The sequence below is a fragment of the Amycolatopsis cynarae genome, assembly GCF_026802195.1.
Taxonomy (GTDB): Bacteria; Actinomycetota; Actinomycetes; order Mycobacteriales; family Pseudonocardiaceae; genus Amycolatopsis_E; species Amycolatopsis_E rhizosphaerae.
In genome coordinates this window covers 493,570-517,158 of sequence record NZ_CP113836.1, presented here as the reverse complement: position 1 = coordinate 517,158, position 23,589 = coordinate 493,570, and the positions used below count along the sequence as shown (strand labels likewise).

Genomic DNA, 23,589 nt, shown 5'->3' with positions numbered 1-23,589 from the left:
GGGGTGCGCGATGATGCCCGCGAACCCGATCAAGGAGGGAGGCGCCCGTGGCATCCACCGTGATCAGCACGGCGGCCGTCGTCATCGCGCTGGCGCTGCTGGGCGCGATCGGGCTGCTCTGGCGGCTCTACACCGACAGCGTGCGGCGGGCCGACGCCGCGGCGCGCCAGGTGGAGGTCGAGCGATCACGGGTGGATCGGCAGCAGGCCGAGCTGCGGCGGTACGAAGTGACCTTCGCGTCCATCAGCGGCCGAGGGGAGCTGGGCGAGCAGGTCCTGGTGGAGACCGCACGGGCACTGGGGCTGCGCGAGGGGTTGCACTACACGCTCCAGACCGACGTCGCCGGTGGCGGGGCCGCCAAGCCCGATCTCGTGCTGCGGGTCGGCGGCGACCGCACGGTGCCGGTGGACGCCAAGGCGAGCATGGCGTGCTGGGTGGAGGCCGTCGAGACCGACGACGCGGACGAACGGCGCGACGCCCTCCGCGTCCACGTCCGCAACCTGCGCTCCCGGGCGGCGGAACTGGCGGGCAAGGGGTACCAGCGCTGGGCGGACGGCATCTACGGCACCGTTATGTTCGTCCCGTCCGACGCGGCGGTGGTCGCCGCGCTCGACACCGATCCGGAACTGCTGCGCTGGCTGCTCGACAGGCGCGTCTTCCTGTGCGGACCGACCGGGTTCGCCGTCCTCGCCTCGGCGTCGCTGTTCGCGGCGAGCGACCGGGCGGTCGCCGAGGACATCGAACGCGTCCGGACCGGGGCCGCGTCGGCCCACCGGGCCGCCGGGAACGCGGTCGAGGCCGTCAACCTGTCGAGCACGCACCTCCAGCGTTTCCTGTCGGCGCGCAGGCGGGAACTGGAGGCGCTGGAGGCGTTCCGGGCCGCGGTGACGCCCCTGACGGAGGCCTCGGGCAGCCCGGCCGCGGTGGCGGCGGTGCGAAAGGGGGACGAGTTGACCGCAAGCTGAACGAACCGGACTCCGCCGTCTCGGCGGGCCGCGGCACACGGTGGGTTAACGTATGTAACAAGCACGTTGCGCACCGTCGCCCTGCCCCGTTCCCGCGCAGGTCAGCGCGACCGGGAGGGCATGATCGGGCACTGGCTCGCGACCAACTACGCGGAGTGGCACGCACCGGCGGCCCCCTAGGAGTTACGGTGTTGCCTCGTGACCGCCACTCGCGATCGCCAAAGCGATCCTGACGCCGCCGAGGTTGCCGTTCCCTGGGACGTGCGTCCCCTCGTCGGCGAGAGACGAGGATTGCCCTGGTTCGCCGCCGTGCTCCTCGCGTTCGGCCTCGCCGTCGTGGGTGCGATCGTCGACATGAAGATCTCGAACGCCCTGGGCTGGACGTTCCGCGTCTGCTATTTCCTGGGGACGGTGGGCGCGGTCGTCGCCGTCCAGCGCCGCAGCCTGTTCGGGCCCATGGTGCAGCCGCCGCTGATCCTGGCCGTCACCGTGCTGGGGACGGTGCTGCTGGTCTCCGGGATGCCGGAAAACAGCGACACCCTGGCCAAGGTACTGGCCCTCGGCACCCCGCTGATCAACGGTTTTCCCCTGATGGCGGTCACCACGGGCTGCACGCTGGCCCTCGGCCTGTTCCGGATCTACCGGGAACGCGATCCGAACACCGCGGCGAAGAAGGCCGCCGGCGACCGGAAACGGCCGCCGGGCAAGGCACGACCGCCTCGCGACGGTGAAGACGCACCGGGCCGGGAACGGCAGCCCGGACGGCGCGGTGCCCCCGGTAGGGAAGGACAGCCTGGACGCGAAGGAGTGGCGGGCCGCGAAGGAGCGCCCCCACGCACCCGGCGACCGGGTGAGGGCCGCGCACCGGTACCGCGCAACCCGGGGGCCGAGCAGCATCCCTCGCTACCCATGACGCGACGGCCCAGGCCGGACGAACCGCCTCGCCGGCGCGAGCCCGGCGGGCGAGGCGGCGCCCCTGGGGCCCCGGGCGCCTCCGGTGCCTCCGGTGCCCCAGGCGCATCAGGTACCCGGGGCGGCAAGACACCTCCGCCGCCTGCCCGCCGTCCCCGTCAGCCGCGCGGCGACGAGCCCGAGCGGCGGCGTGCCGCCAATCCCCCGTCCGGCGGCGCGGACCGGCCACGACGGCTGCCGCCGCGCTCCGGCGATCCCCGCCGCGGCCAGAGCGATCCCCGCCGTGGGCAGGGCGATCCCCGTCGCGGGCAGGACGGCGAACCGCCACGGCGGCGCGGAGGCCCCCCGCCCCGTCGCCGTCCCTGGGAAGACGACGCCTGAAAAGCGCACCTAGACGTGCCGTGAGGGGGCCCTTCACAGCCGATTCGGCTGTGAAGGGCCCCCTCACGGCGTTGGCGTCGCAGGGATTGGGGAAGTTCTAGCGGGCGACCTTGCGGAGTTCCCTCGGCAACGCGAAGGCGATCTTCTCCTGGGCCGTGGTGATCTCGTCGACCTGGTCCCAGCCGCGCGCGGCCAGCCACTCGAGCAACTCCATGACGAGCACGTCCGGCACGGAAGCACCGCTGGTGACACCGACCGTGCCGACGCCATCCAGCCACGCCTCGTCGACCTCGTGGGCGTAGTCGATCAGGTGCGCGTCCCGCGCGCCCGCCTGCCGAGCCACCTCGACGAGGCGCTTGGAGTTCGACGAGTTCCGGGAGCCCACCACGAGCACGAGATCGCACTCGGCGGCCATCGCCTTGACCGCGCCCTGCCGGTTGGAGGTCGCGTAACAGATGTCGTCACTGGGCGGATCGGCCAGCCCGGGGAACCGCTCGCGCAACTGCTCCACGCGCTCCATGGTTTCGTCGACGCTCAGCGTGGTCTGCGACAGCCACACCACCTTCGCCGGGTCACGCACCTCGGCCTTGGCGGCGTCCTCGGCCGTGTCGATCAGCTGGACGTGCTCCGGGGCCTCCCCCGCGGTGCCCTCGACCTCTTCGTGACCCTCGTGGCCGATCAGCAGGATGTCGTAGTCGTCCTTGGCGAACCGGTTGACCTCCTTGTGCACCTTGGTCACCAGCGGGCACGTGGCGTCGATGGTGCGGAGGTTCCGCTCGGCGGCCTCGGTGTGCACGGCCGGGGACACCCCGTGCGCGGAGAACACCACCAGCTCGCCCTCGGGCACCTCGGAGGTCTCGTCGACGAAGATCACCCCGCGTTGGCGCAACGTGTCCACGACATGCCGGTTGTGCACGATCTCCTTGCGCACGTACACGGGCGGGCCGTAGAGCTCCAGCGCCTTCTCGACGGCGATCACGGCGCGGTCGACCCCCGCGCAGTAACCGCGCGGTTTGGCCAGTAGCACTCGTTTGGCGGGCTCGGCGGCAGGGCTCGCTGCACTCATGGCTTCCAGGGTACGGCCCGGCCCGTTGTGCCGACGGTCACGTCTGGGCAGGACATCGGAGCTGATCGGTTGGGCAGGATGCCCCAGGTGCGGCAGGCTGTACGCATGAAGCCTCTCCCGCTCCCCCTCCGAGTCGCCGCGGGCCTGGCCGTGACCGCCGCCGAGCATGCGCGCGAGCTGCCGAAGAACCTGCTGGGCCTGCCGGTCACCGTGCTGTCCCAGGTGTTGCAGCTGTCCATGCGCCTGCAGCAGCAGGTCACCGAGCTGGCCATCAAGGGCGACGAGGTGCTGTCCTCGCTGCGGCCGGTCGAGGAGACGCCGGCGTGGGCGACCTTCGACGAGGACATCACGCCGCCCGAGGGCGACGCCCGCAACGGCCATCACGGCCCCGTCGGCGTCAAGGAGCCCGGCGAGGGCCTGCGCGACCCCTGGGAGCAGGAGGAGCAGGCGCTGGCCGAGGACCACTCCGAGGGCGAGTTCGACAGCGGGAACGCGGCGGCCGCCGCGGTTGGGGCGGCCGGTCCGGTCGGCCTGACCAACTACGACGAGCTGACCCTGCCCCAGCTTCGGGCGCGGTTGCGGCGGCTGAACCTCGAGCAGCTCGAGGAACTGCTCTCCTACGAGCGCTCGCACGCCAACCGGCCTTCGTTCACCGGCATGCTCACCCGCCGGATCGGCAACGTGCGGCGGTTGGCCGAAGGCGGCGGAACGGACGTCACCGGCCGGTGAGCACCGAATCCGCCACCGCCAGGGAGCAGACCAGCGCGGAGAACCCCTGGCCGGTACGCACCGTCGCGCGCAAGATCGCGGACTGGATCCACCGCCTGGGCGCGGTCTGGGTGGAGGGCCAGGTCACCCAGATCTCCGCCCGGCCGGGCACGCAGACCGCCTTCCTCACCCTGCGGGATCCGTCGGCCGACGTGTCGATGACGGTGACCTGCCCGATGCGCCTGCTGCGGGAGATCGAGCCGCCGCTGCGCGACGGCGCCAGTGTGGTGGTGTTCGCCAAGCCGACGTTCTTCCTCGGGCGCGGCACGATCAGCCTGCGCGCCAGCGAGATCCGCGCGGTCGGTATCGGTGAGCTGCTCGCCCGGATCGAACGGCTGCGCCGCCTGCTGGCCGCCGAGGGCCTGTTCGCCCCGGAACGCAAGAAACGGCTTCCCTTCCTGCCCAAGGGAATCGGGCTGATCACCGGCCGGGCGTCCGCCGCCGAGCACGATGTGCTGGCCAACGCGCACGCCCGCTGGCCCGCCGCCAGGATCCAGGTGGTCAACACCGCGGTGCAGGGCCCGACGGCGGTCCCGCAGATCCGCAAAGCACTGTCCCTTTTGGACGACGATCCGTCGATCGACGTCATCGTGATCGCCCGCGGCGGCGGCAGTGTCGAGGACCTGCTGCCGTTCTCGGACGAGGCGCTGTGCCGGGCCGTGGCGGCCGCGCGCACGCCCGTGGTCAGCGCGATCGGGCACGAGCCCGACACCCCGCTGCTGGACCACGTGGCGGACCTGCGCTGCTCCACTCCCACGGACGCGGGCAAGCGGGTCGTGCCGGACGTCCGCGAGGAGACCGCCCGCGTGCACCAGTTGCGCGACCGGGCCCGCCGGGCACTGCACGGCTGGGTGGACACCCAGTGCCGCCTGCTCGACCAGCTCCGCAGCCGTCCGGTGCTGGCCGATCCGCTGGGTCCGATCCAGCGCCGCGCCGAGGAGGTCGAACTGCACCGCGAGCGGGGCCGCCGCGCGATGCTCCACGCGCTGGCCCACGAACAGGCCGCCGTCGCCTCCGCCCGTGCCCGGCTGACCGCGCTCGGGCCCGCCGCGACCATGTCCCGCGGCTACACGGTCGTGCAATATCCCGACGCGGAAGGCAACCTCCAGGTACTGCGATCCATCTCTGAAGTGGCGGAGGGAACTCCGCTGCGCGTGCGGGTCGTCGACGGCGCCGTGCACGCGGTCGTCAGGACCGTCGAACCAGGAGAGTAGGACGTGCTGCAAGCGCAGGGCCCCACATTCCTGCCGCTCACCGCCGACGCGGCCGCGCGCATCGGCGCCAGGACCGTGCTGAGCAGGGCCACCGAAGCCGACGAGACCGCCAACGCGTGCTGGACCTCCCTGCTGGCCGGCTGCTCCTCCGCGGTGCGGTGGGGGCTGGACACCCGGCTGCGGCGGCTGTCGGAGGCCACCTCGGTCTACGTCGGCACGCGATGGTGGTTCAGCGAGGGTTCCGCGCACCGCCGCCGCGTGGCGAACGCCCAGACCTGCATCGAGGAAGCGATCACCGAGGGTGACGGGCAGGAGTTCGCGAAGGCGTTCATGGGTTACGACCATGCGATGGCCTGCGCGGTGGTCGCCGCGGGCCAGGGGCAGGGCAGGCACCGGCGTTCCTGAGGGGGGCACGCGGGCCGGGGTGGCGAACAGTAGTCTGCGCTGGTGAGCGAGGCCACGGAAAACGGTACGGAACTCGGCTACGAGCAGGCCCGTGACCAGCTCGTCGAGGTGGTGCGGGAACTCGAGGCGGGGGGACTGTCGCTGGAGCAGTCGCTGGCCCTGTGGGAGAAGGGCGAGCATCTCGCGAAGATCTGCGAGCACCACCTGGAGGGCGCGCGGGAGCGCATCGAAGCGGCGCTGAAGTCCGTCGAAGACGCGGCGGAAGCGGGGGAAACCGACGGCGGCGGGGCAGGCTGAGCCATCGGCGGGCACCCGGAGTGAGGTTTGCCATGTCTTCGGTGCCGTGCGGTGTGCACGCGGTCTGAGAGAATCAATACCCGCCCTGCACGAACCCGGGAGGCACCAATGTCGAGCGTCAGCCCGTCCCCCAGCACATCGCGCCGCAAGGAAGCGCCCGACCGCAACCTGGCGATGGAGCTGGTGCGCGTCACGGAGGCGGCGGCGATGGCGGCCGGCCGCTGGGTCGGCAAGGGGGACAAGAACGGCGGCGACGGCGCGGCGGTCGACGCGATGCGGCAGCTGATCTCCACCGTCTCGATGCGCGGCGTGGTCGTCATCGGCGAGGGTGAGAAGGACGAAGCGCCGATGCTGTACAACGGCGAGGAGGTCGGCAACGGCGACGGTCCCGCCTGCGATGTCGCGGTCGACCCGATCGACGGCACCACGCTGATGTCCAAGGGCATGCCGAACGCGCTGGCCGTGCTCGCGGTCGCCGAGCGCGGCGCGATGTTCGACCCGTCGGCCGTGTTCTACATGGAGAAGCTGGCCGTCGGCCCCGAAGCGGCGGGCACCGTGGACCTGTCGGCGCCGATCGCGGAGAACATCCGCCGGGTGGCCAAGGCCAAGAACAGCGGCGTTTCCGACGTCACCGTCTGCATCCTCGACCGGCCGCGGCACGAGCAGATCGTGAAGGAGGTGCGCGAGGCGGGTGCCCGTATCCGGTTCATCTCCGACGGTGACGTGGCGGGCGCGATCGCGGCGGCGCGGCCGAGCACCGGTGTCGACCTGCTGCTGGGCATCGGCGGCACCCCCGAAGGCATCATCGCGGCCTGTGCGATGAAGTGCCTCGGCGGTGAGCTGCAGGGCAGGCTGTGGCCGAAGGACGACGCCGAGCGGGAGAAGGCGCTGGCCGCCGGGCACGATCTGGACCGCGTGCTGACCACCGACGACCTGGTCAAGGGCGACAACGTGTTCTTCTGTGCCACCGGGGTCACCGACGGTGACCTGCTGCGGGGTGTGCACTACCGCGCGGGTGGCGCGACGACCCAGTCGATCGTGATGCGGTCGAAGTCGGGCACGGTGCGCCTGATCGACGGCTACCACCGCCTGACGAAGCTGCGGGCCTACTCGTCGATCGACTTCGACGGCGAACTGGGCGAGTCCGGCGCCGACGAGAAGTCCGTCCCGCCGCTGCCGTAGGCGGCGACGCGACGCCCTACTCGGCGTTGCTGGAGTGGCCGGGGAAGAGGTGCGCCTCGGGGTCGAGGGCGACGGCGATGTTGTTGATCGCCGTCGCGGCCTCGCCGAAACCGGTGGCGATGAGCTTCACCTTGCCCGGGTACGCGGCGACGTCCCCGGCCGCGTACACGCGCTCACGGGCGGTCGCCATCGTCGAGTCGACCGCGATCGCCCGGCGGTCGATCTTCAGCCCCCAGTTCTCGATCGGTCCGAGATCCGCCGTGAAGCCGAGAGCCGCCACCAGGGTCTGCGCCGGCAGCACCAGCGGTTCGGCTCCCTTCGCCTCGACGACCACCTCCGCCAGCGCACCGTCGCCGCGCAGTTCGGTCACCTCGGCATCGGTGATCATCCGGATGCCGAGCTCGCGGGCCTGCCGCACGATCGAGTCGGCGGCGCGGAACTTCGCGCGGCGATGCACCAGCGTCACGCTCGCGGCGACCGGATGCAGCGCGAGCACCCAGTCGAAGGCCGAGTCGCCGCCGCCGACCACGATCACGTCCTGCCCGGCGTGCGCGTCCAGCGAGGGCACGAAATGCACCATGCCGCGCCCGAGCCAGCCTTGTCCGGCGGGCAGCGGCCGCGGCGTGAACTCGCCGATGCCCGCTGTGATCAGCACCGCGCCGGCATGCACGATCTGGCCGCCGTCGAGCACCACGTCCAGTCCGGTATCGCCCGGCCGCAGTCCCTCCGCCTTGCGCCCCAGCAGGTAGCGCGGCTGCCACGGCGCGGCCTGTTCCAGCAGGCCCTTGATCAGGTCGCGCCCGCGGACCGCGGGGAAGCCGCCCACGTCGTAGATCATCTTCTCTGGGTACATGGCGGTGACTTGACCGCCCGCCTCGGGCAGCGCGTCCACCACGGCCATCGACAGGCCGCGGAAACCCGCGTAGTAGGCGGCGAACAGCCCGGTGGGACCGGCGCCGACGATCAGCACGTCGACCGAAAGTTCCTCAGCGGTGCCCATCGGCGCCCCGCCCTTCGCAGCGATTCCCCGGAGTGGTCCGGACACTGCGATCGTAACGATTCGCGGTGCGCAAGCACACGAAGCGAAGCCGATCGCACTGGGTGAGACTGGCGTTATGGCTGAACAGGAATACCGGATCGAACACGACACGATGGGCGAAGTCAAGGTGCCCGTCGACGCGCTGTACCGGGCCCAGACCCAGCGGGCCGTGGAGAACTTCCCGATTTCCGGCCGAGGCCTGGAGCGTGCGCAGATCCGCGCGCTCGGCCTGCTCAAGGCCGCCGCCGCGCGCGTGAACGCGCGGCTGGGGGTGCTCGAACCCGAACTCGCGGAGGCGATCGCCGAAGCCGCCGACGCGGTGGCCGAAGGCCGTTACGACGAGCACTTCCCCATCGACGTGTTCCAGACCGGTTCCGGCACCTCGTCGAACATGAACGCCAACGAGGTGATCGCGACGCTGGCCAGCCGCAAGCTGGGCATCGACGTGCACCCGAACGACCACGTCAACGCGTCGCAGTCGTCGAACGACACGTTCCCGACGACGATCCACGTCGCCGCGACCGAGGCCGTGCTCATGGACGTGATCCCGGCGCTGGACCACCTGGCGACGACGATCGAGGCGCGCGCCGCCGAATGGCGGGACGTGGTGAAGTCCGGCCGCACGCACCTCATGGACGCCGTGCCGGTCACCCTCGGCCAGGAGGCCGGTGCGTGGGCGGCGCAGGTCCGGTACGGGATCGAACGGCTCGAGTCCGGGGTGGGCCGCCTGGGTGAACTGCCCATCGGCGGGACCGCGGTCGGGTCCGGGCTCAACGCCCCGGACGGCTTCGGGGCGCGCGTCGCGGCCGAACTCGCCACGGTGACCCGGCTGCCGCTGACCGAGGCCCGCAACCACTTCGAGGCGCAGGCCAGCCAGGACAGCGTGGTGGAGACGTCGGCGAACCTGCGCACGGTCGCCGTTTCGCTGCACAAGATCGCGAACGATCTGCGGTGGCTGGGTTCGGGCCCGCGCACCGGGCTGGCCGAACTGGCACTGCCCGATCTGCAGCCCGGCTCGTCGATCATGCCGGGCAAGGTGAACCCGGTGATCCCGGAGGCCACGCTCCAGGTGGTCGCCCAGGTGATCGGCAACGACGCGGCGGTGGCCTTCGCCGGGGCGCAGGGCAACTTCCAGCTCAACGTGAACCTGCCCGTGATCGCCCGCAACGTGCTGGAGTCGGCGCGCCTGCTGGCGGCGGTGTCGCGGTTGCTGGCGGACAAGGTGTTCGCGGGCGTGACCGTCAACACCGACCGCGCGCGGGCCTACGCGGAGGGTTCGCCGTCGATCGTCACGCCGCTGAACAAGTACATCGGCTACGAAGAGGCCGCGGCGGTGGCCAAGCAGGCGCTGAAAGAGCTCAAGACCATCCGCGAGGTGGTCGTCGAGCGGGGCTACATCGAACAGGGCAAGCTCACCGAAGCCCAGCTCGACGAGGCCCTCGACGTGCTGCGCATGGCCCGCGGCGGCCGCTGACCCGGCGCGCCGTAAGGGGTCCCCTCACAGCTCTATCGACCAGGGTCCCGGCAAAGTCGTGTTGGGCCTGGTTGCAGGGCAGGCACGGTCTCTAGTTGATCATGTGGTTTGTCGAAGACCCTTGATCATGCGAGAGAGCCGTGCCTGCCGTTGCATCATGCCCCACCGTTGCTGGTTTTGATCGTCTGACCCCTGACGGGTCTGTTCCAGAGCCTGTGCAGGTGTGGGATCTGGCTGATCACCTGGATGTGGTGCCGGACCCGCGCAAACCCCGCGGTGTGCGCCATACGCTGCGCTCGATCCTGCTGATCGCCGCAGCGGCAGTGTGCGCGGGATGCCGTTCCTTTACCGCGATCGGCGAATGGGCCGCCGACGCCGCGCAAGCGGACCTGGCGCGGCTGGGAGCCCGCCACGACCGCAAAGCCAACCGACTGGTGGCACCGGACGAGGCCACCCTGCGGCGCACCCTGCAACAAGTCGACGGCGAGGCAGTGGACGCCGCGATCGGCGCCTGGCTGCAGGAACGCCTGGCCCAGCAACCCCAGCCCCAGAACAAGCGCCCCGCGATCGCGGTGGACGGCAAAACCGTGCGCGGCGGCCGCCGCCATGACGGCCGCCCGGTGCATCTTCTGGCCGCCTTCGACCGCGACAGCGGCACCGTGCTGGCCCAAGCCCAGCTACCCGGCAAAGACAGCGAAGTCGCCTGGTTCGCCCCACTACTGGACCGCATCGACCTCACAGGCGCCATCATCACCGCCGACGCCCTGCACACCACCGCCCACCACGCCCGCTACCTCACCGAACGCGGCGCCGACTACCTCTTCCCCGTCAAAGGCAACCGCCGCTACCTGCTGGACAAACTCATCCCCCTGCCCTGGACCACCACCCCCGCACACACAGACACCTGCACCGGGCACGGCCGCCACGAACGCCGCACCATCCAGGTCCTACCCACCCCAGAAGGCATCCGCTTCCCCCACGCCCGCCAAGTCTGGCGCCTACACCGCCACACCACCCACACCAACGGCCGCACCCACACCGAAACAGTCCTGGGCATCACCAGCCTGACCGACACACCAACCCAACTAGCCACCCACATCCGCGATCACTGGGGCATCGAAAACAGACTGCACTGGGTCCGCGACGTCACCTACGGCGAAGACACCTCCCGCATCCGCACCGGCACCGCACCCCGCGTCATGGCCAGCCTGCGCAACCTCGCCATCAGCACACACCGCCTCAACGGCGCCACCAACATCGCCGCCGCACTACGCCACACCGCCCGCAACCACAACCGACCACTCACCCTCCTCCACCTCCCCTAACACGACTTTGCCGGAACCCTGGCTCTATCGACCGTGAGGGGACCCCTCACGGCTCTCGGTGGCCCCGGCTACGCCACGTGCCGCGCGGCCGGCGGCCGATTCCGCCGGGTCGCGGATCCGGGACTGACCTCGTCCTGCCCCGGCTCCCACGTGCCCGCCTTCTCCGGCAGCTCCGGTGAGACCCGGCTCCCCGGTCCCGGACGACGGCGGGCTCGCTGGGCGAGCAGGGCGGTGCACAGCACCCCGAGCACCAGCGGCCCGTGCCCGGCCAAGCGGTACCAGCCCACATCGCCCCTGGCGAAGTCCATGATGGACAGTGCGACGAGCACTCCGGCGAAACTGAGCAGCACCGGCAACTGACTGCCCGCCCTGCCGGGCCGGGAAAGCACCCACAGCAGGGCGATGCCCACCGCGAAGTTGAACGCCACCGCCTCGTGTTCCATATGCGATCCGGGCGCGACCGTGCTGCCGTCCCCCAGCGGCTGCGGCAGGAAAAGCTGCGACACCACGAGCGAGAACTGGGAAACCGCCGCGAACCCGAGCAGCCATCGCGGCCAGTCGACGGGTGAGGGCCGCCCCCTCGGAACGAACCGTTCCAGCACTTCGGCCGTGACGTCGGCGCGCTCGCCCGCCGTGTCGATCCGGGTCAGGCGGGTCACCACCGCCGCTTCGTGCTGCCAGGCCGTACAGTCCGCACAGGACGCCAGGTGCTCGTCGAGCGCCTCCTGCGCCACGCCGGTGTCCTCTCCGTCCAGTGCGGCCGAAATCGCCTCACGCGCGGTTGCACAGTCCATACCCGTATTGTCGCCCGCCTGAGGCAAATAGTTCCCTCACCGCGTCCCCCGCCGCTTTCCGGTCCGATTTCACCTGTCCGTGACGTCCGCTTGATCGACTGGTTTCCCGACCCCATAAAGTCCTTTGCGGAGAGTCCGCGGAAGGGGACGGGCAGTGGACGACGACGAGATCACCCGGGACGCCTTCCGCGCCGCACGGGGCGACCGGGCGGCCGCGGAGCGGTTCGTGGCGGCGACCCGGCACCAGCTGCACCGGCTGCTGGGCTACCTGTCCAGTCCCGCCCTCGCCGAGGACCTCGTGCAGGAAACCTATCTGCGCGCCTTCGCCGCCCTTCCCGGCTACGAGGGCCGTTCCCCGGCGCGGATGTGGCTGCTGGCGATCGCGAAGCGCGTGGCCGCCGACCAGCTGCGCGCCCAGGGCCGCCGCCCGCGGGCCAGCCGCACCGAGGATTGGGTGGCGGCGGCCGAGCAGCACGGCGCCACCGCCCCGGACCACGGCCGCCTGGTGGTGCTGCGCCGCCTGGTCGGCGAACTGGAACTCGAGCGCCGGGAGGCGTTCGTGCTCACCCAGGTGGCGGGCCTGTCCTACGCCGAAGCGGCGGAGCTATGCGGCTGCGCGGTCGGCACCATCCGCTCCCGCGTGTTCCGGGCCCGTGAGGACCTGACCGCGGCGCTGCGCGAGGGACAGCGCCGGGCTGCGCACGGCTGAGTCCCGGCTGTGTCCCGGCGATCCCGCTGAAACTGTCGGTGCCCGGGGCATGATGGGCTCATGTTCCTCGCCGACGTCGTGGCCGCCTCCGCCGAGCTGACGGCCACACGCTCGCGCAAGGCCAAGATCGCGACGTTGTCCGCGCTGCTCTCCCGGGCGGGCCGTGCGGAGCTGCCCGCGGTCGTCGCGTTCCTGACCGGACGGCCCACCCAGGGCCGGATCGGCACCGGCTGGCGCACGCTCGCCGGGCTGGACACCGCCCCGGCCGCCGCGCCGTCGCTCACGGTGGCCGAGGTGGACGCCGCGCTGGACGAGGTGGCGGGCACGGCGGGCGCGGGCTCGGCCCAGCGCCGCACGGAGGTCCTGCGCAGCCTGTTCGCCCGGGCCACCGAGGCCGAGCAGCACTTCCTGTTCCGCCTGCTCACCGGCGAGTTGCGGCAGGGTGCGCTGGAAGGGGTGATGGTGGACGCGGTCGCCGCGGCGGCCGCGGTGCCGGTCGAAGCGGTGCGACGGGCCTTCATGCTCTCCGGCCGTCTCCCCGAAACCGCCGTCGCCGCGATCGGCGGTGGCGAGCAGGCGCTCGGCGCGTTCCGGCTGCGGCTGGGCCGCCCCCTGCGCCCGATGCTCGCCTCTCCGGCGGAATCGCTGGACGAAGCGCTGGCCGAGCACGCCTCGGTGGTTGTGGAGTACAAACTGGACGGTGCCAGGATCCAGGTGCACCGGAACGGCGACGAAGTGCGGGTCTACACGCGGACGTTGCGGGAGATCACCGGGCAGGTGGGCGAACTGGTCGAGCTGGTGCGGGCGCTGCCGTGCCGCTCGGTGGTGCTCGACGGGGAGACCCTTGCACTGACCGACGAGGGCAGGCCCAGGCCGTTCCAGGAGACGATGAGCCGGTTCGGCAGCACCCGCGAGGAGCAGGTGCGGGCCCTGCTGCTGCGGCCGTACTTCTTCGACTGCCTGCACCTGGACGGCGCGGATCTGCTCGACTCCCCGCTCCGCGAGCGCAACGCCGCACTGCGGACGGTGGCCGGGGAGCACCTCATCCCGGGCCGGACCGAGCCGGCGGATCCCGCGAGCATCCTCGACGCGGCGCTGGCGGACGGCCATGAAGGGGTGATGGTGAAGGCGCTCGACTCGGTCTACGCGGCGGGCCGCCGGGGCCGGGCGTGGCTGAAGGTGAAACCGGTGCACACGCTCGATCTGGTCGTGCTCGCGGCGGAATGGGGGCACGGACGGCGCACGGGATATCTGTCCAATCTGCATCTCGGCGCCCGCGATCCCGATGGCGGGCCGCCGATCATGGTGGGCAAGACGTTCAAGGGGCTCACCGACGAGTTGCTGGCGTGGCAGACGAAAAGGCTGCTGGAGCTGGAAACACACCACGACGACTGGACCGTCCGGGTCCGGCCGGAACTGGTGGTGGAGATCGAACTCGACGGGGCGCAGACCAGCACCCGTTATCCCGGTGGCGTGGCGCTTCGTTTCGCGCGCGTCGTGCGTTACCGTCCCGACAAGGAACCGTCCGAGGCCGACACGATCGACGTGGTGCGCGCCACACTCAAATGATTTCCGTGGAGCAACGGGAGAACTGCTGTCACAGAACCAGCACATCTCTTCCGTAGCTTGCGGGCATGGTCGCTGCCCCACCCCTTGATCCACCCACTGACGCCGTCACCCGGCCCCGGCCGGCGAGGTCCGCCCGCTGGTGGGCCCGGCTGCCCGCGGTGGCCGCCATGCTGGGTGGTCTGACCCTGATCGGGGCGCGGGCGGCGCAGTACGGGAACTGGCTGGTGGACGACGCCGCGATCACCTTCGCCTACGCGCGCAACCTGGCCGAAGGACTGGGCCCGGTGGCGCAGCCCGGGGTGCCGCCGGTGGAAGGGTTCTCCAATCCGACGTGGACCGCGCTGCTGGCGGTCGGCCGCCTGCTCGGCCTGTTCGACCGGGGCACCTTGTTCGGTATCCCGGACTACATCCTGTTCCCGAAGGCGCTGGCGCTGTTGTGCTGCGCCGGAATCCTGATCGCGGCTCACTCGGCGGCCTCCCTGGTGTCGCGGCGGCCCTGGCTGGTGACGCTCTGCACCGGCGCGCTCCTCGCCGCGGTGCCTTCGTTCGTGGCCTGGTGCTTTTCCGGGCTGGAGAACTCCCTGTTCGCCCTCCTGGTGACGTCGCTGGCGGTGGTCACCTTCCGCGCGGCGATGCTGGGACGCCTGCTCACCCCGAAGGTCGCGATCACGGTGGGGCTGCTCGCCGCGCTCGCCGCCCTGACCCGCCCGGACGGGGCCATCTACGCTGCGGCCTACCCGCTGACCGCGCTGATCCAGTTGCGGCGCACCACGCTGGCTTCGACCGTGCGGTCCGTGCTGGTCTCCGGCGCGGCCTTCGCCGCACTCTTCGGCACCTATCTCACGTGGCGGTACGTCGTGTTCGGCCGTCTGGTGGCGAACACCGCGGTGGCGAAGAGCCAGCAGGCACCCGACCTCAAGCAGTTCACCCGCGCCGGGGAACTCGTGCTCTACGCGGGCACGCTCGCGGTGCTGCTGCTCGTGCTGGTCGTCGGCCTGGTGATGGCCCGCTCCTCGTGGTGGCGTCAAGGAATGCCGGCCCTGCTGGTGCCGTTGGGCCTGGCGCTGATCGCCTACGCGGTGCTCAACCCCGACTGGATGGGCGAGTACCGGTTCGCCACGCCGGTGTGGGCGATGGCCGCGCTGATCGGACCGCTGGCCACGGGAGAGGCGTTCCGCGGGTCCGGCGTGCGCGGCCGGTTCGTCCTGGCGGTGGCCATGACCGCGGCCCTCGTGCCCTCCGGCGCCTCGTTGGCCGACGCGGGCAACAGGTTCCGGGACCAGCCGACCCTGCCGATGTGCTTCGTCGCGGACCGGTTCGGCCGCGTCTTCAACACCTATGCCGATCTGTTCGACGTCCGGCAGGGGTCGATCCTGGAGCCGGATCTCGGCGGCACCTCGCTCACCAGCCGCCTGCCGATCCTGGACCTGGCGGGCCTGGTGGACGCCAAGATCGCGGACTACTACCACCACCACGACATGGCGGCACTGCGCGATCGGGTGTTCGAGGACGTCAAGCCGACCTTCCTGCACTTCCGCCTGTACTGGGGCGGTGCCACGGGAATCGCGACGGATCCCCGGCTGCTGCGCGACTACTACCCGCTCTACACCTACCCGGCTCCCGCGGAGCTCGGCGGCGACTGGGTGCGCAAGGACGCGGTACACAGCGAGGAACAGCTCGCGGCCGCGCGGGCCTACGCGGCGACGGCGGTGCCGGAAACGGAACGCAAGCTGTGGGTCTGGCCCCGCCGCTCCTGCGGCGACACCCTGCGCCCCGGCCAGACCACCCTCGACCAGCACTGAAGCGTGGTTCGAAGTGGCTCACGGTCCTGGCTTCGCAGAAGCCGGGGCGGCTGTGCGGGGCAGGGTGAGCGTGAAGACGGCACCGCCGTCGTTGGCGACGGTGATGTCGCCGCCGTGCACACGGGCGTTCTCCCGCGCGATCGCCAGCCCCAGGCCGCTGCCTTCGGTGGCGGTCCGGGCCCGGTCGCCCCGCACGAACCGGTCGAACACCAGGTCCAGCAGGTCTTCGGGAACGCCGGGACCGGAATCGGCGACGCGGACGGTGACCCGGTCGGCGTCCGTACCGTCGATGAGCACGGAAAACGGTGGTGCCCCGTGGTGGACGGCGTTGGTCAGCAGGTTGCGCGCGATCGTGTGCAGCCGCCGCGGGTCCCCGACGACCACGTCATCGCCGAGCGCACGCGGTTCGGCCGTGATGCCGGAGAGTTCGACGGCGTCCGCCCAGAGATCAGTCAGCTCCACCGGTTCCGCCTGGAAGTCGGCGCCTCCGGCGTCGAACCGGGAGATCTCCATCAGGTCCTCCACGAGGGTGGCCAGCCGACGGGTCTGCACGCCGAGCAGATGAGCGGACCGCGCGCTCACCTCAGGGTGGTCCAGACCGTCCACGGCGGCGACCATCGCCGCGAGCGGGGTGCGGAGGTCGTGCGCCACATCGGCCACGAACCGCCGCTGCTGCTGGTCCTTGGCCCGCAGTTCCTTGATGGAATCCCCGATCTGGCGCGCCATCGCGTTGAACGAGGCGGCCAGTTCCGCGAGCTCGTCCCTGCCTCGCACCGGAACGCGGACGTTGAGGTCGCCAAGGCCCAGCTCCCGCGCCGCCGAAGCCACCGCCTGCACCGGCCGCTGGATCCGTTTCGCGGCCACCAGCGCCGCGGCCACCCCCAGTGCGGCGACCAGGACCGCGATCATCGTCAGGTTGCGCCGCAGCTTCGCCAGTTCGTCCTGCAACGCCCCCATGTTGTAGAACTCGACCAGCACCAGGTCCGGCAGCACCTGCCCGGCCAGCACGCAGTAGGCAGGGTCGTCCAGCGACTCCATCGTCCACGAGCCCGTGTACCTGGCCAGCGCGCCGTCCACCAGCCAGACCGGCAACTCCACCGGCGGCACCTGGCCCCGCATCCGGTTCGGATCGAACGGGTAGTGGCCGTCGGCGATCGCCGGCCGGGGTGCGCCCGGGGAGAAGTCGAGCAACGTCCAGCGCACTCCCCGCTCGCGGTACATGTACCCGGCCACCATGTCGGCGGGTCCTCCTCCGGTGAGGTACTGCGCGACGAACCGGGCCTGCACCAGATCGGACGAGTAGCCGGCACGGGCGGCGGCGAGGAACCGGTCGGTGGTGTCGCTCGCCTGCACCTGGTAGGACGCGAAGGCCATCGCGGTGGTCGCCACCACGGTCACGAACACGACCGCGGCCGCGATACGGGCCCGCAGGCCGAAGTACGGCCTCACGGGGAGGTCAGGCGGTAGCCGAGGCCTCGGACCGTGCGCAGCAGGACCGGGCTGCCCGGATCCCGCTCGATCTTGGCCCGCAGCCGGGCGACCGCCGCGTCGACGATGCGGGAATCGCCGACATAACCGTAGTCCCAGACACGTTTGAGCAGGGTCTGCCTGGTCAGCACCTGACCGGAATGGGTAGCGAACTCCAGCAGCAGCTTCAGTTCGGTCGCGGTGAGGTGCAGTTCGGCGCCGTCCGCGGTGACCATCATCGCGGACGGGTCGACCACCAGGTGCCCGAACCGCAGCACCGGATCGGCGGGGACCGGCGTGACCCGGCGCATCACCGCCTTCATCCGCGCGTCGACCACCCGCGGCTCGGCGGGTTTGACCACGTAGTCGTCGGCGCCGCATTCCAGGCCGACGACCACGTCCACCGCGGCGCCGCGAGCGGTCAGCAGGATGATCGGGACCAGGCTGGTGGTCCGGATCCGGCGGCACACCTCGAATCCGTCGATCCCCGGGAGCATCAGGTCGAGCAGCACCACGTCGAGCCGCTCACCGGCCAGAATCTCGAGCGCGCGCTCGCCGGAAGGGGCGTGGGTCACCTCGTGGCCGAGCGCGCCGAGCGCCACCGAGAGCGCCTCGGCGAGCGCGCCATCGTCCTCCACGAGCAGCACACGAGCCACGAAACCGACAATCCCCCCAGTTGATGAGCGATCAACGCCACTTTAGCGCTCATCGGACCGGGACAAGCGGGATCGTCAGGACCTGCCGAGGAAGATCGGGTTGGTCATGGCCGCCATCGCCCCGAAGTTCAGCCCCGGGGACAGCGCCGGGGCACCGGCGCTGCCGTCCGCCTGCGGATGGCGCACCTCGGCGCGAACGTAGGCGGCCGCGGCCGGGGTGGTCAGCCAGGTCACCGTGCCCTCCCCGTTCGCGGGCAGGCTCTGCTGCAGCAGCTGGCCCTCGTCGGTGATGAGGCGGACGGTGCCGTTCGGCACCCCCTTCACATCCAGCCTGACGGCGACCTTGTCGCCCTTGCCCACGGCGAGCCGTTCCCCGATGCCGGCGCTCTGGCCGCGCGGCCCGGCGGCGGCGAAGGACAGCTCGACCGCCGAGGATTCGGCGATCCAGGTCCGCCCGGCCTTGATCCCGTCCAGGATCGCGTCCCGGCTCAGCTCGTCGGCCAGCACCACGTTCTGCGGCAACCCGATCACGTTGCCGGGGTTGTGCGCGTCGCTGTTGCCCATCGCGGGCAGCCAGCGGCCACCACCGCGCACCGCCTCAACCAGCTTGCCGTCCCAAGTGGACACCGCGGCGTCGTCGTCCCACGTCCACGGCCCGTTCCACACCTCGACCGCGTCGAAGTCCTGGTAACCGAACTTGAAGTTGCAGCCGATCCAGGGGCAGTACGGGTGCGCGGCAACGCACAGGCCGTTCGAGCGGTGCACCTCGCGCTGGAACTCCGGCAGATCGTGGTCCTGCGAGCGGTATCGCCAGTCGATGAACTGCCCCGGCCGCACGCCCAGCGCCAGCCAGTGGCCGTTGCGGGTGGTCACCTCCTCACCGAGCATGATGAGCAGGTCGTCCCCGGCGAGGGGGCCCCACACCCCGTGCGAGGACGAGGTGTTGTGGTCGGTCGAGGTGATGAAGTCCAGCTTCGCGTCCCTCGCCCCGGCCGCGACCTCGGCGGGAAGCCGCCTTCCGTCGGAATACACGGTGTGCAGGTGGCAGTCGCCGCGATACCAGGCACGGCCGCGTCCGGCGGCCTTCACCGGCGGGTAGTCCGGCTGGTACGCGGGTCCGGGCGGGCCGTAGGTCAGCGTCACCTCGACGCGGTAGTCCATGCCCTGCGGCGCGATCTGGTACGGGCCGAGCACGATGTTCCACGTTCCCGGCATCACCTCGCCGGGCAGGTACCCGGGGGTCGCCTCGCTCCGGCTGATCGAGAACCGGTCGCGGAAACCGCCGGACCAGCCGCGGAAACCGGCACCGCCGAGCTGTGTGCCGCGCGCGTCGAAAACCCCGATGTCGCAGGAGTTCCCCGGCGTGCCCGCGGGCACCGGCGGCTTGTCGTAGCTGTAGACCGCGGAGATCCGGCTGACTCCGGACGGCACCTGCACCGGCAGGTACACGAAGTCAGGGGTGCCGGGCTCGAAATGCCCGGTGATCACCTTCGTTTCGGTCTGCCCTTCGGCCGCCTCGGCGAACGCGACCGGTGCCAGTGCCATCCCCGCGCCCACCCCGGCCGCGGTGAGAAAGCCACGCCGGGAGACGCCCGCCCCGCAATTCATGCACATGAGCGCACGTTTTCACAGCTCCGGTGACCGGGACAAGCCGATCAGTGGTCCGGCGGGTGTCGGTTCGCTGAACCACCGGAAACGTAGGCTGGCTGTCCGTGACCCCTTACACCGCAGCGGAAAACCGCTACCAGGACATGACTTACCGCCGCACCGGGCGCAGCGGGCTGAAACTGCCGTCGATCTCACTCGGGCTGTGGCACAACTTCGGCGACGACCGGCCGCTGGAGGTCCAGCGGGCCGTCCTGCGCCGCGCCTTCGACCTGGGCATCACGCATTTCGACCTGGCCAACAACTACGGCCCGCCCTACGGTTCGGCCGAACGGAACTTCGGCCGTCTGCTCCGGGAGGATTTCCGGCCGTACCGGGACGAACTGATCATTTCCACCAAGGCCGGGTACGACATGTGGCCGGGGCCGTACGGGGAATGGGGTTCACGCAAGTACCTGCTGGCGAGCCTGGACCAGTCGCTGGCCCGGATGGGCCTGGACTACGTGGACATCTTCTATTCGCACCGGTTCGATCCGGAAACACCGCTCGAAGAGACGATGGGTGCGCTGGCGTCCGCGGTCCAGCAGGGGAAGGCGCTGTACGTGGGCATCTCGTCCTACAACGCGCGGCGCACTAGGGAGGCGGCGGCGCTGCTGCGGCAGCTCGGGGTGCCGCTGCTGATCCACCAGCCTTCGTACTCGATGCTGAACCGCTGGATCGAAGAGGACGGCCTGCTCGACGTGCTGGCCGAAGAGGGTGCCGGATGCATCGGTTTCGCCCCGCTCGCCCAGGGGCTGCTGACCGACCGGTACCTCAACGGCATTCCCGACGGTTCCCGTGCCACACAAGGGAAATCGCTCGACCCGGCGGTGCTCGGCGAAGAAACGCTCGGCAAGCTGCGGGCCCTCGACGAGATCGCGCGGCGGCGTGGCCAGACCCTCGCGCAGCTCGCCCTGAGCTGGCTGCTGCGGGACGAGCGGATGACCTCCGCGCTGATCGGCGCGTCCTCGGTCCGCCAGCTGGAACAGAACGTCCAGGCTCTGCAGGGCTCGCCGCTGTCCACCGAGGAACTGGCCGAGATCGACCGGTACGCCACCGATGCGGGCCTCAACCTGTGGGCGCGCTCCAGCCAGGAATGACCTAGGGGGTGGTTTCGAAGCGGCGGAGCCGTTTGCGGTGGGCTGTCAGCCTGCACCACCGCGGGTTCTCAGGCGGTTCCTGGCGAGGACAGCGTCGACGTGGTGACTTGGCATTCATGAGGAGGCGATCCCGCAATCAGGGATCGCCTGAGGTTCCGCCACCCGCACCGCCACGCAAACCACTCCCCGACGCTCTAGAGTTTCCGCATGGCGGCAGTGGTGCGGAACGTGGTGACCTCCGGCGTCTTCACGCTCGACGGCGGTAGCTGGGACGTGGACAACAACGTGTGGATCGTCGGCGACGACGCCGAGGTGCTCGTCATCGACGCCGCCCACGACGCGGCGGCGATCGCCGAGGCGGTCGGCGAAGCGGCGGTGCGCGCGATCGTGTGCACGCACGCCCACAACGACCACGTCAACGCGGCGCCGGAACTCGCACGATCGACCGGGGCGCCGATCCTGCTGCACCCCGCCGACCGGGTGCTGTGGGATCTCACCCACCCGGACCGGGCACCGGACGGCGAACTGGCGGACGGGCAGCGGCTGACGATCGCCGGGACGGAACTGACCGTGCTGCACACGCCGGGCCATGCGCCCGGCGCCGTCTGCCTGCACGCGCCCGGGCTGGGCACGGTGTTCACCGGGGACACGCTGTTCCACGGCGGCCCGGGCGCGACGGGCCGGTCGTACTCGGACTACCCGACCATCGTGCGGTCGATCCGGGAGAAGCTGTTCACCCTCCCGGACGACACCGTGGTCCGCACCGGGCACGGCGAGTCCACCACGATCGGCGCCGAAAAGGCGAACCTCCCGGCCTGACCACCCTCGCCTGCTGCTGTGCGGGGTCCCCCTCACAGCGAATACGACCGTGAGGGGACCCCTCACGGCACCCGCAACCGCGGGCAGGGGTGCGGGGTGCGGGGGTCGCGCGCCCAGCGCACCAGACCGGCCACGTCGATGCCGTGCGGTGGCGAGACCGCGTACGGCTCGAGGCCGTCGGCCCCGCGCGCCAGCAGCGCCGCCGCCCCCTTGCTGTTGCCCCGCGCCTCGTGGGTGAGACCGACGGCCAGTTGCGCCAGTGCCTTCCACAGCCCGCGCTCGGGCCGCTCGCCGGCCTTCCAGGCGTCCTCGAACACCTCGTGGGCATGGAAGGGCTGGCCGACGGCCAGCAGCCGCTGCGCCTCGTCCAGGGTCTGTGCCGGGGTGCGCACGATCCCCTCGGGCTGCCGGGGCACCCCCGGCGCCCCGTAGGGCAACGGGCGGCCGAGCCCGTCCCGCGGCCGCGCGTTGCGGGCCCGGCCCGCGGCGTCCCGATCACGCTCGTTCACGGCCCCCATTGTGCCCCCGGATGTCCTACGCTGAACTCTCGTGCGCTTCATCGAGGGCCATCGGCCCGGTCACGAACTGACCTACGACGACGTGTTCCTCACCCCGAACCGCTCGGCCGTGGAGTCCCGCTTCGACGTCGATTTGTCCACTGTGGATGGTACCGGCACCACGATCCCCATCGTGGTGGCCAATATGACCGCCGTCGCCGGCCGCCGGATGGCGGAGACGGTGGCGCGCCGGGGCGGCCTGGTGGTGCTGCCGCAGGACGTCGACCCGGCCGCGGTCGCCGACACCGTCTCCTGGGTCAAGAGCCGCCACACGGTGTGGGACACCCCGGTGGTGCTCACCGAGGGCGACGCGGTGGCCGACGCGCTGAATCTGGTCGGCAAGCGCGCCCACGGCGCCGTGGTCGTGGTGGACGGGGAGGGCCGCCCGCTGGGCATCGTGGACGAGGCCGCGTGTGCCGGAGTCGACCGGTTCGCCCGGTTGTCCGAGGTCACCGAGCCCGCATTGGTGACCTGCCCCCTCGACACGCCCGCCAGGGAGGTCTTCGACCGGCTGCACACCGCCGGGGCCCGGCTCGCGCTGGGCGTGAACGACTCGGGACGGCTCGTCGGCGTGCTCACCCAGACCGCCGCGCTGAGGACGGACATCTACGCCCCCGCCGTCGATGCGCAGGGCAGGCTGCGGGTGGCCGCCGCGATCGGGGTCAACGGGGATGTCGCGGCGAAGGCCGAGGCCGTGCTGGCCGCGGGCATCGACGTGCTCGTGGTGGACACCGCCCACGGCCACCAGGAGAAGATGCTCGCCGCGCTCAAGGCGGTGCGCGGCCTCTCGCCCGGGGTGCCGGTGGTGGCGGGCAACGTGGTCACCGCCGAAGGCACCCGCGACCTCATCGCCGCGGGCGCGGATGTGGTCAAGGTCGGCGTGGGCCCTGGCGCGATGTGCACGACGCGGATGATGACCGGCGTTGGCCGCCCCCAGTTCTCGGCGGTCGCCGAATGCGCCGAAGCCGCCAAGGCGCTCGGCAAGCACGTATGGGCGGACGGCGGCGTGCGGCACCCCCGGGATGTGGCGCTCGCACTGGCCGCGGGCGCCTCGGCGGTCATGGTCGGTTCCTGGTTCGCCGGCACCCACGAGTCCCCCGGTGATCTCCGGTACGACGAGCACGGCCGTCCCTACAAGGAATCCTTCGGAATGGCGTCCAAACGGGCGGTGGCCGTGCGGACCCGCGCCGAGGGCATGTTCGACCGGGCCCGCAAGGCGCTGTTCGAGGAAGGCATCTCCTCCTCGCGGATGATGCTCGACCCCACTCGACCAGGTGTGGAGGATCTGCTCGATTCGATCTGCTCCGGCGTGCGGTCCGCGTTCACCTACGCGGGTGCTCGCGATATCGGGGAGTTCGCCGAACGCGCCGTGGTGGGCGTGCAGTCCGCGGCCGGTTTCGCCGAGGGAAGGCCCCTTCCCGCCGGGTGGTAGCAGGCGCCCGGC

At 71.2% G+C, this 23,589-nt stretch carries 22 protein-coding genes; 15 read left to right on the top strand and 7 right to left on the bottom strand.

The genetic code is table 11. The annotated features are described in order from the left end of the window. The first annotated feature begins 47 nt into the window (after positions 1–47). Positions 48–965, top strand: a complete 918-nt coding sequence (gene rmuC, locus ORV05_RS02480) for a DNA recombination protein RmuC (RefSeq protein WP_268756832.1) — start codon at positions 48–50, stop codon at positions 963–965. A 198-nt stretch (positions 966–1,163) separates the two neighbouring features. Beyond that, complete coding sequence (locus ORV05_RS02475; RefSeq protein ID WP_268756831.1) at positions 1,164–2,258, top strand: DUF6542 domain-containing protein; 1,095 nt, start codon at positions 1,164–1,166, stop codon at positions 2,256–2,258. 97 nt (positions 2,259–2,355) lie between these two features. On the opposite strand, the gene ORV05_RS02470 is transcribed toward ORV05_RS02475, so the two are convergent. Next, entirely contained in the window at positions 2,356–3,324 is a 969-nt protein-coding gene (locus ORV05_RS02470) for a 4-hydroxy-3-methylbut-2-enyl diphosphate reductase (protein ID WP_268756830.1), read from the bottom strand. A 105-nt stretch (positions 3,325–3,429) separates the two neighbouring features. On the opposite strand from ORV05_RS02470, the gene ORV05_RS02465 reads away from it, so the two are divergent. The 5 genes from ORV05_RS02465 to glpX all read left to right on the top strand — a co-directional run bounded on the left by ORV05_RS02465 (position 3,430) and on the right by glpX (position 7,190). Next, a complete protein-coding gene (locus ORV05_RS02465) occupies positions 3,430–4,053 on the top strand; it encodes a lipid droplet-associated protein (RefSeq protein WP_268756829.1) in 624 nt (207 codons plus the stop codon). Continuing rightward, positions 4,050–5,306 (top strand): exodeoxyribonuclease VII large subunit, encoded by a 1,257-nt coding sequence (gene xseA / locus ORV05_RS02460; RefSeq protein ID WP_268756828.1) that lies wholly within the window; start codon positions 4,050–4,052, stop codon positions 5,304–5,306. Before ORV05_RS02465 ends, xseA begins: the two co-directional genes overlap by 4 nt. A gap of 3 nt (positions 5,307–5,309) precedes the next feature. After that, positions 5,310–5,711 carry a hypothetical protein gene (locus tag ORV05_RS02455; RefSeq protein ID WP_268756827.1) on the top strand — a complete coding sequence of 134 codons (402 nt, stop codon included), beginning with the start codon at positions 5,310–5,312 and terminating at the stop codon, positions 5,709–5,711. A gap of 42 nt (positions 5,712–5,753) precedes the next feature. Then, the gene (locus tag ORV05_RS02450) at positions 5,754–6,008 is read left to right on the top strand and encodes an exodeoxyribonuclease VII small subunit (protein ID WP_268756826.1); all 255 of its coding nucleotides are present in this window, start codon (positions 5,754–5,756) and stop codon (positions 6,006–6,008) included. 108 nt (positions 6,009–6,116) lie between these two features. Further along, positions 6,117–7,190 (top strand): class II fructose-bisphosphatase, encoded by a 1,074-nt coding sequence (glpX, locus tag ORV05_RS02445; protein WP_268756825.1) that lies wholly within the window; start codon positions 6,117–6,119, stop codon positions 7,188–7,190. A 16-nt stretch (positions 7,191–7,206) separates the two neighbouring features. On the opposite strand, the gene ORV05_RS02440 is transcribed toward glpX, so the two are convergent. After that, on the bottom strand, positions 7,207–8,190 hold the full coding sequence (locus tag ORV05_RS02440; RefSeq protein ID WP_268756824.1) for an NAD(P)/FAD-dependent oxidoreductase: 984 nt from the start codon (positions 8,188–8,190) through the stop codon (positions 7,207–7,209). Positions 8,191–8,305: 115 nt separating this feature from the next. Here ORV05_RS02440 and ORV05_RS02435 point away from each other — a divergent pair, with 115 nt between their 5' ends. Continuing rightward, positions 8,306–9,703, top strand: a complete 1,398-nt coding sequence (locus tag ORV05_RS02435; protein WP_268756823.1) for a class II fumarate hydratase — start codon at positions 8,306–8,308, stop codon at positions 9,701–9,703. Between the two features lie 221 nt (positions 9,704–9,924). Then, complete coding sequence (locus ORV05_RS02430; protein ID WP_268754146.1) at positions 9,925–11,028, top strand: ISAs1 family transposase; 1,104 nt, start codon at positions 9,925–9,927, stop codon at positions 11,026–11,028. 68 nt (positions 11,029–11,096) lie between these two features. Here ORV05_RS02430 and ORV05_RS02425 read toward each other — a convergent pair whose 3' ends face one another. Then, complete coding sequence (locus tag ORV05_RS02425) at positions 11,097–11,822, bottom strand: zf-HC2 domain-containing protein (protein ID WP_268756822.1); 726 nt, start codon at positions 11,820–11,822, stop codon at positions 11,097–11,099. A gap of 154 nt (positions 11,823–11,976) precedes the next feature. Between ORV05_RS02425 and ORV05_RS02420 the strand changes: the two genes are divergently transcribed. From ORV05_RS02420 to ORV05_RS02410, 3 genes are all read left to right on the top strand, one after another. Further along, a complete protein-coding gene (locus ORV05_RS02420) occupies positions 11,977–12,531 on the top strand; it encodes a sigma-70 family RNA polymerase sigma factor (protein WP_268756821.1) in 555 nt (184 codons plus the stop codon). Between the two features lie 60 nt (positions 12,532–12,591). Next, positions 12,592–14,100, top strand: a complete 1,509-nt coding sequence (locus ORV05_RS02415) for an ATP-dependent DNA ligase (protein WP_268756820.1) — start codon at positions 12,592–12,594, stop codon at positions 14,098–14,100. A gap of 65 nt (positions 14,101–14,165) precedes the next feature. Beyond that, a complete protein-coding gene (locus tag ORV05_RS02410) occupies positions 14,166–15,902 on the top strand; it encodes a hypothetical protein (RefSeq protein WP_268756819.1) in 1,737 nt (578 codons plus the stop codon). Positions 15,903–15,920: 18 nt separating this feature from the next. Here ORV05_RS02410 and ORV05_RS02405 read toward each other — a convergent pair whose 3' ends face one another. The 3 genes from ORV05_RS02405 to ORV05_RS02395 all read right to left on the bottom strand — a co-directional run bounded on the left by ORV05_RS02405 (position 15,921) and on the right by ORV05_RS02395 (position 19,639). Next, positions 15,921–17,351 carry a sensor histidine kinase gene (locus ORV05_RS02405; protein ID WP_268756818.1) on the bottom strand — a complete coding sequence of 477 codons (1,431 nt, stop codon included), beginning with the start codon at positions 17,349–17,351 and terminating at the stop codon, positions 15,921–15,923. Continuing rightward, complete coding sequence (locus ORV05_RS02400) at positions 17,348–18,025, bottom strand: response regulator transcription factor (protein ID WP_268756817.1); 678 nt, start codon at positions 18,023–18,025, stop codon at positions 17,348–17,350. Before ORV05_RS02400 ends, ORV05_RS02405 begins: the two co-directional genes overlap by 4 nt. Positions 18,026–18,100: 75 nt before the next feature. Beyond that, positions 18,101–19,639, bottom strand: a complete 1,539-nt coding sequence (locus ORV05_RS02395) for a CehA/McbA family metallohydrolase (RefSeq protein ID WP_268756816.1) — start codon at positions 19,637–19,639, stop codon at positions 18,101–18,103. Positions 19,640–19,737: 98 nt separating this feature from the next. Here ORV05_RS02395 and mgrA point away from each other — a divergent pair, with 98 nt between their 5' ends. Both mgrA and ORV05_RS02385 read left to right on the top strand, forming a co-directional pair. Beyond that, positions 19,738–20,769: an L-glyceraldehyde 3-phosphate reductase gene (mgrA, locus tag ORV05_RS02390; RefSeq protein ID WP_456062014.1), complete on the top strand. Its 1,032-nt coding sequence runs from the start codon at positions 19,738–19,740 to the stop codon at positions 20,767–20,769. A gap of 207 nt (positions 20,770–20,976) precedes the next feature. Continuing rightward, the gene (locus tag ORV05_RS02385; protein WP_268756815.1) at positions 20,977–21,588 is read left to right on the top strand and encodes an MBL fold metallo-hydrolase; all 612 of its coding nucleotides are present in this window, start codon (positions 20,977–20,979) and stop codon (positions 21,586–21,588) included. Positions 21,589–21,650: 62 nt separating this feature from the next. Here the strand turns inward: ORV05_RS02385 and ORV05_RS02380 are convergent, their stop codons facing one another. Next, the gene (locus tag ORV05_RS02380; RefSeq protein WP_268756814.1) at positions 21,651–22,097 is read right to left on the bottom strand and encodes a DUF309 domain-containing protein; all 447 of its coding nucleotides are present in this window, start codon (positions 22,095–22,097) and stop codon (positions 21,651–21,653) included. Positions 22,098–22,137: 40 nt separating this feature from the next. On the opposite strand from ORV05_RS02380, the gene guaB1 reads away from it, so the two are divergent. Next, complete coding sequence (guaB1, locus tag ORV05_RS02375) at positions 22,138–23,577, top strand: GMP reductase (RefSeq protein WP_268756813.1); 1,440 nt, start codon at positions 22,138–22,140, stop codon at positions 23,575–23,577. Positions 23,578–23,589 lie beyond the last annotated feature (12 nt).

Coding starts and splice junctions, on each gene's coding strand:
- ORV05_RS02470 (WP_268756830.1), bottom strand. CDS start 3,324: ATGAGTGCAGCGAGCCCTGCCGCCGAGCCCGCCAAACGAGTGCTACTG.
- ORV05_RS02465 (WP_268756829.1), top strand. CDS start 3,430: ATGAAGCCTCTCCCGCTCCCCCTCCGAGTCGCCGCGGGCCTGGCCGTG.
- glpX (WP_268756825.1), top strand. CDS start 6,117: ATGTCGAGCGTCAGCCCGTCCCCCAGCACATCGCGCCGCAAGGAAGCG.
- ORV05_RS02440 (WP_268756824.1), bottom strand. CDS start 8,190: ATGGGCACCGCTGAGGAACTTTCGGTCGACGTGCTGATCGTCGGCGCC.
- ORV05_RS02435 (WP_268756823.1), top strand. CDS start 8,306: ATGGCTGAACAGGAATACCGGATCGAACACGACACGATGGGCGAAGTC.
- ORV05_RS02425 (WP_268756822.1), bottom strand. CDS start 11,822: ATGGACTGTGCAACCGCGCGTGAGGCGATTTCGGCCGCACTGGACGGA.
- ORV05_RS02415 (WP_268756820.1), top strand. CDS start 12,592: ATGTTCCTCGCCGACGTCGTGGCCGCCTCCGCCGAGCTGACGGCCACA.
- ORV05_RS02410 (WP_268756819.1), top strand. CDS start 14,166: ATGGTCGCTGCCCCACCCCTTGATCCACCCACTGACGCCGTCACCCGG.
- ORV05_RS02395 (WP_268756816.1), bottom strand. CDS start 19,639: ATGTGCATGAATTGCGGGGCGGGCGTCTCCCGGCGTGGCTTTCTCACC.
- ORV05_RS02385 (WP_268756815.1), top strand. CDS start 20,977: ATGGCGGCAGTGGTGCGGAACGTGGTGACCTCCGGCGTCTTCACGCTC.